The 15196-nt window shown below is 72.1% G+C and carries 16 protein-coding genes; 10 read left to right on the top strand and 6 right to left on the bottom strand.

The window, feature by feature from the left end; genetic code table 11:
• Positions 1-29 precede the first annotated feature (29 nt).
• Entirely contained in the window at positions 30-686 is a 657-nt protein-coding gene (locus NI25_RS33335) for a TetR family transcriptional regulator (protein WP_061446018.1), read from the top strand.
• Positions 687-729: 43 nt separating this feature from the next.
• On the opposite strand, the gene def is transcribed toward NI25_RS33335, so the two are convergent.
• Positions 730-1269 carry a peptide deformylase gene (gene def / locus NI25_RS33330; RefSeq protein ID WP_061446017.1) on the bottom strand — a complete coding sequence of 180 codons (540 nt, stop codon included), beginning with the start codon at positions 1267-1269 and terminating at the stop codon, positions 730-732.
• A gap of 179 nt (positions 1270-1448) precedes the next feature.
• Here def and NI25_RS33325 point away from each other — a divergent pair, with 179 nt between their 5' ends.
• The 5 genes from NI25_RS33325 to NI25_RS38965 all read left to right on the top strand — a co-directional run bounded on the left by NI25_RS33325 (position 1449) and on the right by NI25_RS38965 (position 6023).
• The gene (locus NI25_RS33325; RefSeq protein WP_061446016.1) at positions 1449-2687 is read left to right on the top strand and encodes a Mur ligase family protein; all 1239 of its coding nucleotides are present in this window, start codon (positions 1449-1451) and stop codon (positions 2685-2687) included.
• Between the two features lie 23 nt (positions 2688-2710).
• A complete protein-coding gene (locus NI25_RS33320; protein ID WP_061446015.1) occupies positions 2711-3439 on the top strand; it encodes a type 1 glutamine amidotransferase in 729 nt (242 codons plus the stop codon).
• Between the two features lie 167 nt (positions 3440-3606).
• Entirely contained in the window at positions 3607-4632 is a 1026-nt protein-coding gene (locus NI25_RS33315) for a 6-phosphofructokinase (protein WP_061446014.1), read from the top strand.
• 226 nt (positions 4633-4858) lie between these two features.
• A complete protein-coding gene (locus NI25_RS33310) occupies positions 4859-5809 on the top strand; it encodes a cytochrome c oxidase assembly protein (RefSeq protein ID WP_061446013.1) in 951 nt (316 codons plus the stop codon).
• Positions 5810-5852: 43 nt separating this feature from the next.
• Entirely contained in the window at positions 5853-6023 is a 171-nt protein-coding gene (locus tag NI25_RS38965; protein WP_164713058.1) for a hypothetical protein, read from the top strand.
• 22 nt (positions 6024-6045) lie between these two features.
• Here the strand turns inward: NI25_RS38965 and NI25_RS33305 are convergent, their stop codons facing one another.
• From NI25_RS33305 to NI25_RS33290, 4 genes are read right to left on the bottom strand one after another with little or no spacing between them, the layout of a single operon-like run.
• Positions 6046-7251 carry a sensor histidine kinase gene (locus NI25_RS33305; RefSeq protein ID WP_061447202.1) on the bottom strand — a complete coding sequence of 402 codons (1206 nt, stop codon included), beginning with the start codon at positions 7249-7251 and terminating at the stop codon, positions 6046-6048.
• Positions 7252-7259: 8 nt separating this feature from the next.
• A complete protein-coding gene (locus NI25_RS33300; RefSeq protein WP_061446012.1) occupies positions 7260-9095 on the bottom strand; it encodes a cation acetate symporter in 1836 nt (611 codons plus the stop codon).
• The gene (locus NI25_RS33295; protein ID WP_061446011.1) at positions 9092-9487 is read right to left on the bottom strand and encodes a hypothetical protein; all 396 of its coding nucleotides are present in this window, start codon (positions 9485-9487) and stop codon (positions 9092-9094) included. The genes NI25_RS33300 and NI25_RS33295 overlap by 4 nt, the downstream gene beginning before the upstream one ends.
• A 3-nt stretch (positions 9488-9490) precedes the next feature.
• Positions 9491-10252 (bottom strand): LytR/AlgR family response regulator transcription factor, encoded by a 762-nt coding sequence (locus NI25_RS33290; RefSeq protein WP_061447201.1) that lies wholly within the window; start codon positions 10250-10252, stop codon positions 9491-9493.
• Between the two features lie 77 nt (positions 10253-10329).
• On the opposite strand from NI25_RS33290, the gene NI25_RS33285 reads away from it, so the two are divergent.
• From NI25_RS33285 to rocD, 3 genes are all read left to right on the top strand, one after another.
• Positions 10330-10833, top strand: a complete 504-nt coding sequence (locus NI25_RS33285) for an Lrp/AsnC family transcriptional regulator (protein ID WP_061446010.1) — start codon at positions 10330-10332, stop codon at positions 10831-10833.
• Positions 10834-10958: 125 nt separating this feature from the next.
• The gene (gene ddaH / locus NI25_RS33280; protein ID WP_061446009.1) at positions 10959-11807 is read left to right on the top strand and encodes a dimethylargininase; all 849 of its coding nucleotides are present in this window, start codon (positions 10959-10961) and stop codon (positions 11805-11807) included.
• A complete protein-coding gene (gene rocD / locus NI25_RS33275) occupies positions 11804-13030 on the top strand; it encodes an ornithine--oxo-acid transaminase (RefSeq protein WP_061446008.1) in 1227 nt (408 codons plus the stop codon). The genes ddaH and rocD overlap by 4 nt, the downstream gene beginning before the upstream one ends.
• Before the next feature lie 15 nt (positions 13031-13045).
• Here rocD and NI25_RS33270 read toward each other — a convergent pair whose 3' ends face one another.
• A complete protein-coding gene (locus NI25_RS33270; protein WP_061446007.1) occupies positions 13046-13504 on the bottom strand; it encodes an RpiB/LacA/LacB family sugar-phosphate isomerase in 459 nt (152 codons plus the stop codon).
• Positions 13505-13645: 141 nt separating this feature from the next.
• Here NI25_RS33270 and proP point away from each other — a divergent pair, with 141 nt between their 5' ends.
• The gene (proP, locus tag NI25_RS33265) at positions 13646-15160 is read left to right on the top strand and encodes a glycine betaine/L-proline transporter ProP (RefSeq protein ID WP_061447200.1); all 1515 of its coding nucleotides are present in this window, start codon (positions 13646-13648) and stop codon (positions 15158-15160) included.
• The last annotated feature ends 36 nt before the right edge of the window (positions 15161-15196 follow it).

The raw sequence follows: 15196 nt of genomic DNA, 5'->3' as shown, positions 1-15196 counted from the left end.
CACCGAAACAGCACGGGTGGGGAGAGCACATGAACACCACGCAGCGGGCCGATCAGCAGACGTCCGCCGACCGCAGACGGCGCGAGCTGCTCGAGGCCGCCGACCGGGTGGTGCTGCGCGACGGTCCGCACGCCTCGATGAACGCCATCGCCGCCGAGGCCGGCATCACCAAGCCGATCCTCTACCGCCACTTCGGCGACAAGGGCGGACTCTACGCCGCCCTCGCCGTCCGGCACACGGACGCGCTCCTCGCCTCGCTGCGGGCCGCCCTGGACGCCCCGGCGGAGCGGCGGCAGCGCGTCGAGGCCACCCTGGACACCTATCTGGCGGCCATCGAGGCCCGCCCGCAGGTGTACCGATTCCTGATGCATCCGGCGGAGAGCGCCGGCGCCCCGGGGGACCCGTCCGAACCGGGCTTCGACGTGGGCAGGCACTCGGCGCCGCTGCTGCGCCGCATGGGCGAGGAACTGGCCCAGGTCATCGAGGAACGCCTCGACGTCGGACCGGGCACGCAGCAACTGGCCCGGGTCTGGGGGCACGGGATCGTCGGCATGATGCACGCCGCCGGGGACTGGTGGCTGGGGGAACGGCCCTGCCCCCGGGAGGAATTGGTCCGCAGCCTGGCCGACCTGCTGTGGGGCCGCCTCGCCGAGGCCGGCGACAAGGCGGGCGGGCCGGGGTTCTGACCGCCCGGTCGCCGCACCCCAGGGTCGCCCTCGGCGCGGACGCTCAGCGGTGCCAGGACGCCCGGGCCACCTGGCGCATCAGCTTCCGGTGGCGCCGGCCCGTCAGGCGATCGGCGTAGATCCGCCCCTCCAGATGGTCGCACTCGTGCTGGAGGCACCGGGCGAAGAACCCCGTGCCTCGTACGGTGACCGGCTCCCCGGCCACCGTGAAGCCCGTCACGACCGCCTCGTCGTACCGCTCGGTCCCCGCTTCCAGGCCCGGCAGCGACAGACAGCCCTCCGGACCGCGCACCACCACCCCGCCCGTCTCCACCAGCCGGGGGTTCACCACGTGCCCGAGGTGGCGCTCGTCCTCGTCGTCCGGGCAGTCGTACACGAAGACCCGCAGCGCCTCGCCCACCTGGTTCGCGGCCAGTCCCACCCCGTGGGCGGCGTACATGGTCGCGAACAAGTCCTCCACGAGCACCGCGAGTTCCGGGCCGAAGTCCGTCACCTGAGCGCAGGGGGCGTGCAGGACGGGGTCGCCGAGGAGGCCGAGGGGGCGGACGCGCCCGTGGGCGCCCGGGATGGAGCCTTGTCGCATGTCGGTCAGAGTAAGGTCCCTGTGTCCCCCGGCGGCACGCGCCCACCGCCGGAACCCGGTGGCCGGTGCCGCGATTCGGGAGTGCGAATGGATCTCGATAGGCTGAGGTCCACACCACGTGGCCGTCAGGCTTCACAGGCTTCAGGCGCGGCGCGTACGGCAAGGAGGATCGAGAACTGATGGCAGGCAACTCGGACCCGCTCACGCCGCGGGCCAAGATCGCCGTGACCGCGGGCAAGGCGGTCGCGGCGGCATCGCGCGCCGCGGGGCGCGGCAGCGGTTCGGTGATCGGCGGCCGGGTCGCGCTGAAACTCGACCCGGATCTCCTCCACCGTCTCGCCCAGCACCTGGACGTGACCCTGGTCTCGGCGACCAACGGCAAGACCACCACCACCCGGCTCATCGCCGAGGCGCTCAAGGCGGCCGGTCCGGTCGTCTCCAACGCGCTCGGCGCCAACATGCCGGCCGGTATCACCTCGGCGCTCGCGGGCGGCGCGGACTCCCGCTACGGGGTCATCGAGGTCGACGAGAAGTATCTCGTCGGCGTGGCCCAGGCCACCGACCCGAAGTGCATCGCGCTGCTCAACCTCTCCCGCGACCAGCTGGACCGCGCCGCCGAGACCCGGATGCTCGCCGAGGCCTGGCGCGAGGGCCTGGCCGGCTCGAAGGCCGTGGTCGTCGCCAACGCCGACGACCCGCTCGTGGTGTGGGCCGCCTCCTCCTCCCCCAACGTGATCTGGGTCGCCGCGGGCCAGATGTGGAAGGACGACGCCTGGTCCTGCCCGTCCTGCGGCGGTGTGATGCAGCGCCCCGGCGACGACTGGTTCTGCGGCGAGTGCGGCTTCCGCCGTCCCACGCCGAGCTGGGCACTGTCCGGCGACCACGTCCTCGACCCGCACGGCTCCGCCTGGCCGATCCACCTCCAGCTGCCGGGCCGCGCCAACAAGGCGAACGCCGCGTCCTCGGCCGCCGTCGCCGCCGTCTTCGGGGTGCCGCCGCAGGTCGCCCTGGAGCGCATGTACCAGGTGCAGGCGGTCGCCGGCCGCTACGACGTCGTCCAGTTCCAGGGCCGCGACCTGCGCCTCCTGCTCGCCAAGAACCCGGCGGGCTGGCTGGAGACCTTCTCCCTGATCGACCCGCCGCCGGCTCCGGTGATCCTCTCGGTGAACGCGCGCGGCGCGGACGGCACCGACACCTCCTGGCTGTGGGACGTGGACTACACCCGGCTGTCCGGCCACCCGATCTGCGTGATCGGTGACCGGAAGCTGGACCTCGCGGTGCGCCTGGAGGTCGCGAACCAGCAGTTCCAGGTGTGCGAGGACCTCGACCAGGCGGTGCAGCTGTGCCCGCCGGGACGCATCGAGGTCATCGCGAACTACACCGCCTTCCAGGACCTGCGCCGCCGCGTGGGCAACTGACCGCGAGACTTCAGGGGATTTTCGTGAGCGACAACCAACTGCGGATCGTCTGGATCTACCCGGACCTGCTCAGCACCTACGGCGACCAGGGCAACGCCCTCGTGGTGGAACGCCGTGCCCGCCAGCGCGGCCTGGACGTGGCCCGCCTCGACGTGCGCAGCGACCAGCCGATCCCGACCTCCGGCGACATCTACCTGATCGGCGGCGGCGAGGACCGGCCGCAGCGGCTCGCGGCCGAGCGGCTGCGCCGCGACGGCGGCCTGCACCGGGCGGTGGAGAACGGCGCGATCGTCTTCTCCGTCTGCGCCGGCTATCAGATCCTGGGCCACGAGTTCATCAACGACCTCGGCCAGCGCGAGCCCGGCCTCGGGCTGCTCGACGTGGTCTCGACGCGCGGCGAGGGCGCCCGGTGCGTCGGCGACGTCCTCGGCGACATCGACCCGCGCCTCGGCCTGCCCCCGCTGACCGGCTTCGAGAACCACCAGGGCGTCACCCACCTCGGGCCGGGCGCCCGGCCACTCGCCCAGGTCCGCTTCGGCAACGGCAACGGCACGGGCGACGGCACCGAGGGCGCGTACAACGACACGGTCTTCGGCACCTACATGCACGGCCCGGTGCTGGCGCGCAACCCGCAGATCGCGGACCTGCTGCTCAAGCTGGCCCTCGACGTGAACGCGCTGCCGCCGACCGACGACCGCTGGTACGAGGCGCTGCGCAACGAGCGCATCGCGGCGGCGCAGCAGCCCGCCTGACCCCCTCGCCGGGGGCCCGTCTGATGGGGCATCCGCACAGGTGAGCGGGTGCGTCCAGTAGGCGGACGCACGGTTCGGCCCCGCCTCCCGATGCCGCTAGGGTGGCGGGGAATCGAACCGGACAGCGCGGTCCGGACCCGTGCCACGTTGAGAAGGTATTTCGGGCTATGCGCATTGGTGTCCTCACGTCCGGCGGCGACTGCCCCGGCCTGAACGCCGTCATCCGGTCCGTCGTGCACCGTGCCGTCGTCGACCACGGCGACGAGGTCATCGGTTTCCGGGACGGCTGGAAGGGCCTCCTGGAGTGCGACTACCTCAAGCTCGACCTCGACGCGGTCGGCGGCATCCTGGCCCGCGGCGGCACCATCCTCGGTTCCTCCCGGGTCCGGCCCGAGCATCTGCGCGACGGCGTCGAGCGGGCCCGCGGCCACGTGGAGGAACTCGGCCTCGACGCGATCATCCCGATCGGCGGCGAGGGCACGCTGAAGGCGGCCAGGCTGCTGTCCGACAACGGCCTGCCGATCGTGGGCGTGCCGAAGACCATCGACAACGACATAGCGGTCACCGACGTCACCTTCGGCTTCGACACCGCGGTCACCGTCGCCACCGAGGCTCTGGACCGGCTGAAGACCACCGCCGAGTCCCACCAGCGGGTGCTGATCGTCGAGGTCATGGGCCGGCACACCGGCTGGATCGCGCTGCACTCGGGCATGGCGGCCGGCGCGCACGCCGTCGTCGTCCCGGAGCGGCCCTTCGACATCGACGAGCTGACCGCGAAGGTCGGCGAGCGTTTCTCGGCGGGCAAGCGGTTCGCGATCGTGGTGGCCGCGGAGGGTGCCAAGCCGAAGGCCGGCACCATGGACTTCGACGAGGGCGGCAAGGACGTCTACGGCCACGAGCGGTTCGCCGGCATCGCCCGTCAGCTCTCCATCGAGCTGGAGGAGCGGCTCGGCAAGGAGGCCCGGCCGGTGATACTCGGGCACGTCCAGCGCGGCGGGACGCCGACGGCGTACGACCGGGTGCTGGCGACGCGGTTCGGGTGGCACGCGGTGGAGGCGGTGCATCGCGGGGAGTTCGGGATGATGACTGCGCTGCGCGGGACGGACATCGAGATGGTGTCGCTCGGCGACGCGGTGGAGTCGTTGAAGACGGTGCCGGACGCGCGGTACGCGGAGGCGGAGTGCGTGCTCTGATCTTTCGGGGCCGCTGAGAGCTCGGGTCCACTGGTTCTTCGCGGACCGCGGGTTCGCTGTGGTTGACCGCGCCCACGCGGCGGAGCCGCAGACCGATGAAGTCCCGCGCCCCTTCGGGCGCGTTTCACCGCCCCCGGTCGCGGATGTGGCCGGGGGCGGTTCTACGCTTGCCTTCGGACAAGCGGTGTTCAACCGCGCTCAACCCCCATGAAACAGGAGCGGGCGGATGGATCACAGCGGGCACGGCATGACGATGGATCTGCCGCCGTTCACGCTGGGGCGGGGCCTCGCCTGGTCGGCGGACCCCTTCTTCCTGATCGCCTGCCTCCTGGGGCTGGCGCTGTACGGCTGGGGCGTCGTCCGTCTGGTGCGCCGCGGTGACAAGTGGCCGGTCGGCCGGACCGTGGCCTTCGTGGCCGGGGTGCTGAGCGTCGCCCTGATGATGTGCACCAAGCTGAACGACTACGGCATGGTCATGTTCAGCGTGCACATGGTGCAGCACATGGTGATCAGCATGGTGTCGCCGATCCTGCTGCTGCTCGGCGCGCCGATCACGCTGGCGCTGCGCGCGCTGCCCCCGGCGGGACGCGGCCGCAAGGGGCCCCGCGAGGTGCTGCTGATGCTGCTGCACAGCCGGTACATGCGGATCATCACGCATCCGGCGTTCACCATCCCGCTGTTCATCGCGAGCCTGTACGCGCTGTACTTCACCCCCCTCTTCGACACGCTGATGGGCTCGCAGGCCGGGCACATCGGGATGATGGTGCACTTCCTGGCGGTCGGCCTGGTGTTCTTCTGGCCGATCATGGGCGTGGACCCGGGCCCGCACCGGCCGGGCTACCTGATGCGGATGCTGGAGCTGTTCGCGGGCATGCCGTTCCACGCGTTCTTCGGCATCGCGCTGATGATGGCCTCCTCCCCGATGGTCGAGACGTTCGAGAACCCGCCCGCCTCTCTCGGCATCGACGCCCTCTCCGACCAGAACGCGGCCGGCGGCATCGCCTGGGCGTTCAGCGAGGTCCCGTCCGTGCTGGTGCTGCTCGCGCTGCTGTTCCAGTGGTACGCCTCCGAGGAGCGGCAGGCGCGGCGCAGCGACCGGGCCGCCGAGCGCGACGGCGACAAGGAGCTCGCGGCGTACAACGCCTATCTGGCCTCACTGAACACACGCGGCGGCTGAACGGGGCACCATGGAGGGCAACGGACACGAGGAGGGTGTTGCGATGCCCGGTTCCACGGACAGTTCGACGAAGACGATGGGGGCGCTCACCATCGGCGGTCTGGTCGCGGTGACGGCCTACACGGTGGCGCTCGGAAGCAACGGCTGGTTGTGGTTCGGCTGGGTCGTACTCGGTCTGATCACTCTGGGGCTGGTGGCCGGCCGCCGCGCCTGAGCCCCGCCCGGGGCACCCCGGCTCACTCGCGGCCGAGCCGGGCCGCCGAGTGCACGCCCGGCTGGTACTTCGGCAGCCGGACCGTGATCTTCATGCCCGCGCCGACGGCCGTCTCGATGACGAGGCCGTGGTCGTCCCCGTAGACCTGGCGGAGACGGTCGTCGACGTTGGACAGCCCGATGCCGCCCGACGGGCTCACCTCGCGCGCGAGGATGCGGCGCAGCAGCTCCGGGTCCATGCCGGCGCCGTCGTCCTCGATGACGACCAGGGCCTCGGCGCCCGCGTCCTGCGCGGTGATCTGGATGCGGCACCGGTCGGACTTGCCCTCCAGACCGTGCTTGACGGCGTTCTCGACGAGCGGCTGGAGGCAGAGGAAGGGCAGCGCGACCGGCAGCACCTCCGGGGCGACCTGGAGGGTGACGGCGAGGCGGTCGCCGAAGCGGGCCCGTACCAGCGCCAGGTAGTGGTCGATGGCGTGCAGTTCGTCGGCGAGGGTGGTGAAGTCGCCGTGCCGGCGGAACGAGTAGCGGGTGAAGTCGGCGAACTCCAGGAGCAGCTCGCGGGCGCGTTCGGGGTCGGTGCGCACGAAGGACGCGATCACCGCGAGCGAGTTGAAGATGAAGTGCGGGGAGATCTGCGCGCGCAGGGCCTTGATCTCGGCCTCGATGAGGCGGGTGCGGGACTGGTCGAGGTCGGCGAGTTCCAGCTGGACCGAGACCCAGCGGGCCACCTCGCCGGCCGCACGGACCAGGACGGCGGACTCGCGGGGCGCGCAGGCGACGAGGGCGCCGTGCACCCGGTCGTCGACGGTGAGCGGGGCGACGACGGCCCAGCGCACCGTGCAGTCCGGGGTGTCGCAGGTCAGGCGGAACGCCTCGCCGCGGCCGGTGGCCAGCGGTCCCGCGAGGCGTTCCATGATCTCGGTGCGGTGGTGGGTGCCCACGCCGTCCCAGACCAGGACCTTTTCGAGGTCGGTCAGGCACAGCGCGTCCGTGCCCAGCAGGGAGCGCAGCTTGCGGGCCGACTTTCCGGCGGTCTCCTCGGTCAGTCCCGCCCGCAGCGGGGGCGTCGCCAGCGAGGCGGTGTGCAGGGTCTGGAAGGTGGCGTGCTCGACCGGGGTGCCGAGGCCGCCGAGGTGCTGAGGGCGGGCCGTGCGCCGGCCCAGCCAGAAGCCGGCGGCCAGCAGCGGCAGCAGGGCGACGGCCAGTCCCGCCAGGAATCCGCCCAGGGAGCCGCTCACCGCGTCCTCTCCTCGCGCCGGTCGGCCGCCGTCCGCTGATCGTCCGTGCCCGGCTTCGCCGCACGCAGGTCGTCCGTGCTCAGTGTTCCGGCACGGAGTTCGTCCGTGCGCGGTCCTTCCGTGCGCAGTTCCTCCGTGCCCAGCTCCTCCGGCAGGTGGAAGCGGGCCAGGATCGCCGCCGTCCCGGCCGGGACCCTGCCGGGGGTGGCCAGGGAGACCAGCACCATCGTGAGGAAGCCCAGCGGCACCGACCACAGCGCGGGCCAGGCCAGCAGCGCGTGCAGCGCCCCGTCGCCCGGGAAGCCCCCCATGGTGGCGGCGACGGCGAGCAGGGCGGAGCCGCCGCCCACCAGCATCCCGGCGGCCGCGCCGGGCGGGGTCAGCCGCCGCCACCAGATGCCGAGGACGAGCAGGGGGCAGAAGGAGGAGGCGGACACGGCGAAGGCGAGGCCGACCGCGTCGGCGACGGGCAGACCGCCGACCAGCGCGCTCGCCGCCAGCGGCACCGCCATGGCGAGCAGGGTGCCGAGCCGGAAGTGGGACACGGCACGGGACGGCAGCACGTCCTGGGTGAGCACGCCCGCGACGGCCATGGTGAGCCCCGACGCGGTGGACAGGAACGCGGCGAAGGCGCCGCCCGCGACCAGCGCGCCGAGCAGGTCGCCGCCGACGCCCCCGATCACCCGGTCCGGCAGCAGCAGAACCGCGGCGTCGGCCTTCCCGGTCAGGGTCAGCTCGGGGGCGTACAGGCGGCCGAGGGCGCCGTAGAGGGGCGGCAGCAGGTAGAAGGCGCCGATCAGGCCGAGGACGGCGACGGTGGTGCGGCGGGCGGCGACGCCGGTCGGGCTGGTGTAGAAGCGGACCACCACGTGCGGCAGGCCCATGGTGCCCAGGAACGTGGCCAGGATCAGGCCGTACGTGGCGTACAGCGGCCGTTCCGCGCGGCTCTCGGCCCGGGAGGGCGACAGGGCGTCGTCGGCGCCGCGCCCGGCGGCCGGAACGCGGGTGTCCGCGTCGAAGGTGAGGCGGGTGCCCGCCTCGATGCGGTGGCTGCCGGCGGGCAGGGCCACGCGAGCACCGTCTCGGGTGCGGCCGTCCACGGTGCCGTCGACGGTGACCGTCAGCGGCTCCTCGAGCTTGAGGGTGAGGGTGTCGTCGACACGGACGGAGCGCTGCTCGCGGAAGGTGGCGGGCTCCTCGAAGGGGCGGCCGGGGGCGCCGTCGCCCTGCCAGGCCAGCACCAGGAAGAGGGCGGGGACGAGCAGGGCGGTGAGTTTGAGCCAGAACTGGAAGGCCTGGACGAAGGTGATGCTGCGCATGCCGCCGGCGGCGACGATGGCGGTGACGACGACGGCGACGATCACTCCGCCCAGCCAGTCGGGCGCCCCGCTGAGCACGGTCAGGGTCAGCCCGGCGCCCTGGAGCTGGGGCAGCAGGTAGAGCCAGCCGACCCCGACGACGAAGGCTCCCGCGAGCCGGCGTACCCCCTGGGAGGCGAGCCGGGCCTCGGCGAAGTCGGGCAGCGTGTAGGCGCCCGAGCGGCGCAGCGGAGCGGCGACGAAGAGAAGCAGGACCAGGTACCCGGCGGTGTAGCCGACCGGGTACCAGAGCATGTCGGGGCCCTGGACGAGGACCAGTCCCGCGATGCCGAGGAAGGACGCGGCGGAGAGGTACTCGCCGCTGATGGCGGCGGCGTTCAGACGGGGGCCGACGGTGCGGGAGGCGACGTAGAAGTCGGAGGTGGTCCGGGAGATGCGCAGGCCGAAGGCGCCGACGAGGACGGTGGCCACGACCACGAGGGCGACGGCGGGTATGGCGTAGCCGGAGTTCATCGGTCCTCGACGAGGCGTACGAAGTCGCGTTCGTTGCGCTCGGCGCGGCGCACGTACCAGCGGGCGAGCAGGACCAGCGGGGCGTACAGGCCGAAGCCGAGGACGGCCCACTCCAGGTGGCGGGCGTCGGGCAGCGCCGCGAACAGCAGCGGGAGCGGACCGACGAGGAGGCCGAGGACCGCTAGGGCGGTGAGCCCGGCGCGCAGCTGGCTGCGCATCAGGGAGCGGACGTAGGTGTGGCCGAGGGTGGTCTGCTCGTCGATCTCGGTGCGCGGGCGGTAGGAGCCGGAGCCCTGTGGGTGCCGCCCGCGCGGGCGGTTCCGTGCGCTGGGGACGGTGCGCCTGGGCGGGCCGGTGACGGTGACGCGGCGTTCGGTGGGGTCCTGGGGCACGGCTCACGGCCTCCGCATGAGCAGGTCCCGCAGCTCGCGGGCGTGGCGCCGGCTGACCTGCAGTTCCTCGGCGCCGACCAGGACGCTGACGCTGCCCGCGTCCAGGCGCAGTTCGCCGATGTGGCGCAGGGCGACGAGGTGGCGGCGGTGGATGCGGACGAAGCCGCGGGCGCGCCAGCGCTCCTCCAGCGTGGACAGGGGGATGCGGACGAGGTGGCTGCCCCGGTCGGTGTGGAGGCGGGCGTAGTCGCCCTGGGCCTCCACGTGGGTGATCTCGTCGACGGGGACGAAGCGGGTGACGCCGCCGAGTTCGACGGTGATGTGGTCGGGGTCGGGTTCGTGCACGGGGATGCGCGGGGTGGGCACGGCGGCGGTGCCGCGCCGTTCGGCGGCCCGGCGGACCGCTTCCGCCAGTCGCTCCCTGCGCACCGGTTTGAGCACGTAGTCCACGGCCTTGAGGTCGAAGGCCTGGACGGCGAAGTCCTCGTGCGCGGTCACGAACACGACCAGCGGCGGCCGGGCGAACCCGGTGAGCAGCCGGGCGAGGTCCAGTCCGTCGAGGCCGGGCATCTGGATGTCGAGGAAGACGACGTCGATGGCGTCGGGCCCGTCGGGGCCGGACTCCAGGGCCCGGTTGATGCGGCGCAGCGCCTCGGTCGCGTCGCTCGCACCCTCCGCGGTGCCGATGCGGGGGTCGGCGTTCAGCAGGTACACGAGTTCCTCGAGGGTGGGGCGTTCGTCGTCGACAGCAAGGGCGCGCAGCATGAAGGTGGAGTGTAGGGGCGATCCGAGCGCCTGCACACGCCTGCGACGTGGCCGTATCCGCTGGATACAGTGCCCGCATGAACAGCAGGCCCGCTTCCTTCGACGAACTCGACCGGAAGATCGTCACCGCCCTGATGGAGAACGCCAGGACGTCCTTCGCCGAGATCGGCGCGGAGATCGGCCTGTCCTCGACGGCGGTCAAGCGCCGGGTGGACCGGCTGCGCGAGACGGACGTGATCACCGGGTTCACGGCGACGGTGCGGCCCTCCGCGCTGGGGTGGCGCACGGAGGCCTACGTGGAGGTGTACTGCGAGGGGGCGGCGCCGCCGCGGCGGCTCGCGGAGGTCGTGCGGGGCTATCCGGAGATCACCGCGGCGATGACGGTGACCGGCGGCGCGGACGCGCTGCTGCACGTGCGGGCGCGGGACGTGGAGCACTTCGAGGAGGTGCTGGAGCGGATTCGTGCGGAGCCGTTCATCCGCAAGACGATCAGTGTGATGGTGCTGTCCCACCTGATCCCGGACAGTCCGGAGGCGGGAGCGGCCCTGCTCGCTCCGGACGGCGCAGCAGACGTGCGCTGACCGGGCGGAGAACGCAGCGATCCTGCACAAACACGCAGCTTTCATCGCTTGTCGGGCTCGGGCGCCACTTCCTACCGTGGTGTCAACACCCCGTCACACACCGTGAAAAGCGGAGGTACCCCTCTGTGACCGAGTCCCGTGTGCCGCGCCGGCGGCGCTTCCTCGTCTGCGAACCCAGACACTTCGCCGTGCAGTACGCGATCAACCCGTGGATGAGCACCGACCGACCCGTCGACGTCATCCGCGCCCTCGACCAGTGGCAGGCGCTGGTCGACACCTACCGGGCCCACGGCCACACCGTGGACACCGTCGCTCCGGTCCCCGGTCTGCCCGACATGGTCTTCGCCGCCAACTGCGCGGTGGTGGTCGAGGGCCGGGTCTTCGGCTCCCTCTTCCACGCGCCCGAGCGGCGTCCCGAGTCCGTTCCCTTCGAATCGTGGTTCAAGACGGAGGGCTTCGAGGTCCACCACCCCGAATCGGTCTGCGAGGGCGAGGGCGACCTGGTTCCGGCCGGCCGCTGGATCCTGGCCGGCACCGGGTTCCGTACGACCCGGGACGCGCACCGTGAGGTGCAGGAGTTCTTCGGCGTGCCGGTGATCTCGCTGACGTTGGTGGACCCGTACTTCTACCACCTGGACACGGCACTGTTCGTACTCGACGACGGAACAGCGGAGAGCGGGGGCGACGGCGGGAACATCGCCTACTACCCGGGTGCCTTCTCGCCCGGCAGCCGCGAGGTGCTGGAGCGGCTCTACCCGGACGCGGTGATCGCCACCCGCGAGGACGCGATGGCGTTCGGGCTCAACTCCGTGTCCGACGGACGGCACGTGTTCATCGCCCCCGAGGCCCGGGAACTGGCCGACCGGCTCGCCGGTCGCGGCTACGTGCCCGTGCCCGTCGACCTGTCCGAGTTCCACAAGGCCGGTGGCGGCATCAAGTGCTGCACCCAGGAGATCCGGGAGACCCACTCATGACCGCACCCGCCCGCGCCGACCGCGGCTCCGAGGAACTGATCCGCGCCGAGGAGCCCGTCCTCGCGCACAACTACCACCCGCTGCCCGTCGTGGTCGCCCGCGCGGAGGGCGCCTGGGTGGAGGACGTGGAGGGCCGCCGCTACCTGGACATGCTGGCCGGCTACTCCGCGCTCAACTTCGGCCACCGCCATCCGGCCCTGATCGAGGCCGCCCACCGGCAGCTGGACCGGCTCACCCTCACCTCCCGCGCCTTCCACAACGACCGGCTCGCGGGCTTCGCCGAGCGGCTGGCCGCGCTGACCGGCACGGACATGGTGCTGCCGATGAACACCGGCGCGGAGGCGGTGGAGAGCGGCATCAAGGTGGCCCGCAAGTGGGCCTACGACGTCAAGGGCGTCCCGGCCGACCGGGCGACGATCGTGGTCGCCGCGGACAACTTCCACGGCCGGACGACGACGATCGTCAGCTTCTCCACCGACGAGACGGCCCGCTCGGGCTTCGGCCCGTTCACCCCCGGTTTCCGGATCGTGCCGTACAACGACCTGGCCGCGATGGAGGCGGCGGTCGACGAGACGACGGCGGCCGTGCTGATCGAGCCGATCCAGGGCGAGGCGGGCGTGCTGATTCCGGACGACGGCTATCTGGCGGGCGTGCGGGAGCTGACCCGCCGCAAGGGCTGCCTGTTCGTCGCGGACGAGATCCAGTCGGGTCTGGGCCGCACGGGGCACACCCTGGCCGTCGAGCACGAGTCGGTGGTGCCGGACGTGGTGCTGCTCGGCAAGGCGCTGGGCGGCGGCATCGTCCCGGTGTCGGCGGTCGTGGGCCGGCGCGACGTGCTGGGGGTGCTGCACCCGGGCGAGCACGGTTCGACGTTCGGCGGCAATCCGCTGGCCGCCGCGGTGGGCACGGCGGTGGTGGAGCTGCTGGAGACCGGCGAGTTCCAGCGCCGGGCGGCCGAGCTGGGCGCGGTGCTGCGCGAGGGTCTGGCCGCCCTGGTCGGCAAGGGCGTCGTCGGTTTCCGGGCACGGGGCCTGTGGGCGGGCGTCGACGTGGACCCGGCGCTGGGCACCGGGCGCGAGGTCAGCGAGCGGCTGATGCGCGAGGGCGTCCTGGTCAAGGACACCCACGGCTCGACGATCCGGCTGGCCCCGCCGCTGACCGTCACGGCCGACGAGCTGGCGGGCGCGCTCGGGACGCTGGAGAAGGTCCTGGCCTCCTCCTGACCGGCCCGCCGGACCTCACCGAGCGGCTCGGCGTCCCTCGTCGAGCCGCTCCACCCGCGTGACGTTGTCACGGTCCTCGGCGTCCTCGCTCCGCCCGGCCGCGAACCAGGCGTCCAGGATCTCCCGCAGCAACGGCCCGGACGTCAGCCGCAGGCTCAGGGCGAGCACGTTGGCGTCGTTCCAGCGGCGCGCCCCGTCCGCGGTGTACCCGTCGGTGCACAGGGCCGCGCGGACGCCCGGGACCTTGTTGGCGGCGATGGACGCGCCGGTGCCGGTCCAGCAGCACACCACGGCCTGGTCGGCCCGATCCTCGGCGACCTCGCGCGCCGCCTGCTCGGAGCAGACGGCCCACCGCGCGTCCGCGCCGGGGCTCAGCGCGCCGTACGCGTGCACGTCGTGGCCGCGTCCGCGCAGCTCCTCGACGAGGAGCCGGGCGACGGGTTCGTCCATGTCGGAGGAGACGGATATACGCATGCGCGAAGCGTACTCACCGGCCGCTCACCTCATCGGCCCAGTCACATGACCGAAGTCACGACCATACCCAGCATGATCGGGGGAACGGGTACGAGCTGAGACACGTACGACCGAGCAGTGCTCCGCCCGGAGTGGCTGCGCGTGGAAAGGGAGGCCGCCACGTCCCCCACCGAGAACGGCCCAGAGACCGACGTCGCCGCGGTGCGCCGCCACCCCGCCCTGTTCCGGGCGATCAAGCGGCGGAAGAACCCCCGACTGCGCCGGTCCGACATCACCGTCACGGACGAGGCCGCGGTCAAGCGTGCCGTCAAGGCGGCCTCTCTGGGCAATGCCATGGAGTGGTTCGACTTCGGCATCTACGCCTATCTCGCGGGCACCATCGGCCGCGTGTTCTTCCCGTCCGGGAGCGACACGGCGCAGCTGCTCTCCTCGTTCGCCACGTTCGCCGTGGCGTTCCTGGTGCGTCCGATCGGCGGCATGGTCTTCGGACCGATGGGCGACAAGATCGGCCGCAAGAAGGTGCTCGCGCTCACGATGATCCTCATGGCGATCGGCACCGCCGCCATCGGGCTCATCCCCAGCTACGACGCGATCGGCTTCTGGTCACCGCTGCTGCTGATCCTCTTCCGCCTGCTCCAGGGCTTCTCCACGGGCGGTGAGTACGGCGGCGCGTCCACCTTCATCGCGGAGTACGCCCCGGACAAGCGGCGCGGTTTCTTCGGCAGCTTCCTGGAGCTGGGCACGCTGGCCGGTTACACCGGTGCCGCGAGCCTCGTGACCGCCCTGACGGCGGGGCTGGGCAGCGACACCATGGACGCGTGGGGCTGGCGGATCCCCTTCCTGGTCGCGGCGCCGCTCGGCATCGTGGGTATCTATCTGCGGCTGAAGCTGGACGACACTCCCGCGTTCCTGAAGCTGGAGGACGCCAACGTCCACGTGTCCGAGGCGGCGAACGCGGTGGAGACCACCGCGCGGGGCGACCTCGCCAAGATCTTCCGCACGCACTGGCGGTCGCTGGTGCTGTGCATCGCGCTGGTCGGCGCCTACAACATCACCGACTACATGCTGCTGTCGTACATGCCGACATACCTGTCGGACGAGCTGGACTACAGCGAGAGCCACGGGCTGATGATCCTGGTGGCGACGATGGTGCTGCTGATGCTGATCATCAACCAGGTGGGCCGGCTGTCGGACCGCTTCGGCCGCAAGCCCGTCCTGATGACCGGCATGATCGGGTTCTTCGTGCTGTCGGCCCCCGCCTTCGTGCTGGTGCGGGAGGGCAGTCTGCTCGCGGTCTCGGGCGGCATGCTGATGCTCGGCCTGTCGCTGGTCTGTCTGCTGGGCACGATGTCGGCGGCGCTCCCGGCGATGTTCCCGACCAACGTCCGCTACGGATCCCTGTCGGTCGGCTACAACCTGTCGGCGTCCTTGTTCGGCGGCACCACGCCGCTGGTGATCACCGCCCTGATCAGCGTGACCGGCTCCGAGATGATGCCGGCCTACTACTCGATGGCGGCGGCCCTGATCGGTGTCGTGGCCGTGGCCTGCATGCGGGAGACGGCCCAGAAGCCGCTGGCGGGCTCGCCGCCGTCGGTGGGGACCGAGGAGGAGGCCGCGGAGATCGTCGAGGCGCAGGCGCCGACGCCGAAGTTCTGACGCCGGAGGCGTGAGCACGCGCCGGAAGGGGCGGTG

It is taken from the genome of Streptomyces sp. CCM_MD2014 (assembly GCF_000772045.1).
In the GTDB taxonomy this organism is placed as follows: domain Bacteria; phylum Actinomycetota; class Actinomycetes; order Streptomycetales; family Streptomycetaceae; genus Streptomyces; species Streptomyces salinarius.
This window is presented reverse-complemented; position numbering and strand designations above follow the sequence as displayed.

Coding starts and splice junctions, on each gene's coding strand:
- rocD (WP_061446008.1), top strand. CDS start 11,804: ATGACCGCACCCGCCCGCGCCGACCGCGGCTCCGAGGAACTGATCCGC.
- NI25_RS33325 (WP_061446016.1), top strand. CDS start 1,449: ATGGCAGGCAACTCGGACCCGCTCACGCCGCGGGCCAAGATCGCCGTG.
- NI25_RS33315 (WP_061446014.1), top strand. CDS start 3,607: ATGCGCATTGGTGTCCTCACGTCCGGCGGCGACTGCCCCGGCCTGAAC.
- def (WP_061446017.1), bottom strand. CDS start 1,269: ATGCGACAAGGCTCCATCCCGGGCGCCCACGGGCGCGTCCGCCCCCTC.
- NI25_RS33285 (WP_061446010.1), top strand. CDS start 10,330: ATGAACAGCAGGCCCGCTTCCTTCGACGAACTCGACCGGAAGATCGTC.
- NI25_RS33335 (WP_061446018.1), top strand. CDS start 30: ATGAACACCACGCAGCGGGCCGATCAGCAGACGTCCGCCGACCGCAGA.
- NI25_RS33310 (WP_061446013.1), top strand. CDS start 4,859: ATGGATCACAGCGGGCACGGCATGACGATGGATCTGCCGCCGTTCACG.
- NI25_RS38965 (WP_164713058.1), top strand. CDS start 5,853: ATGCCCGGTTCCACGGACAGTTCGACGAAGACGATGGGGGCGCTCACC.
- NI25_RS33290 (WP_061447201.1), bottom strand. CDS start 10,252: ATGCTGCGCGCCCTTGCTGTCGACGACGAACGCCCCACCCTCGAGGAA.
- NI25_RS33270 (WP_061446007.1), bottom strand. CDS start 13,504: ATGCGTATATCCGTCTCCTCCGACATGGACGAACCCGTCGCCCGGCTC.
- NI25_RS33300 (WP_061446012.1), bottom strand. CDS start 9,095: ATGAACTCCGGCTACGCCATACCCGCCGTCGCCCTCGTGGTCGTGGCC.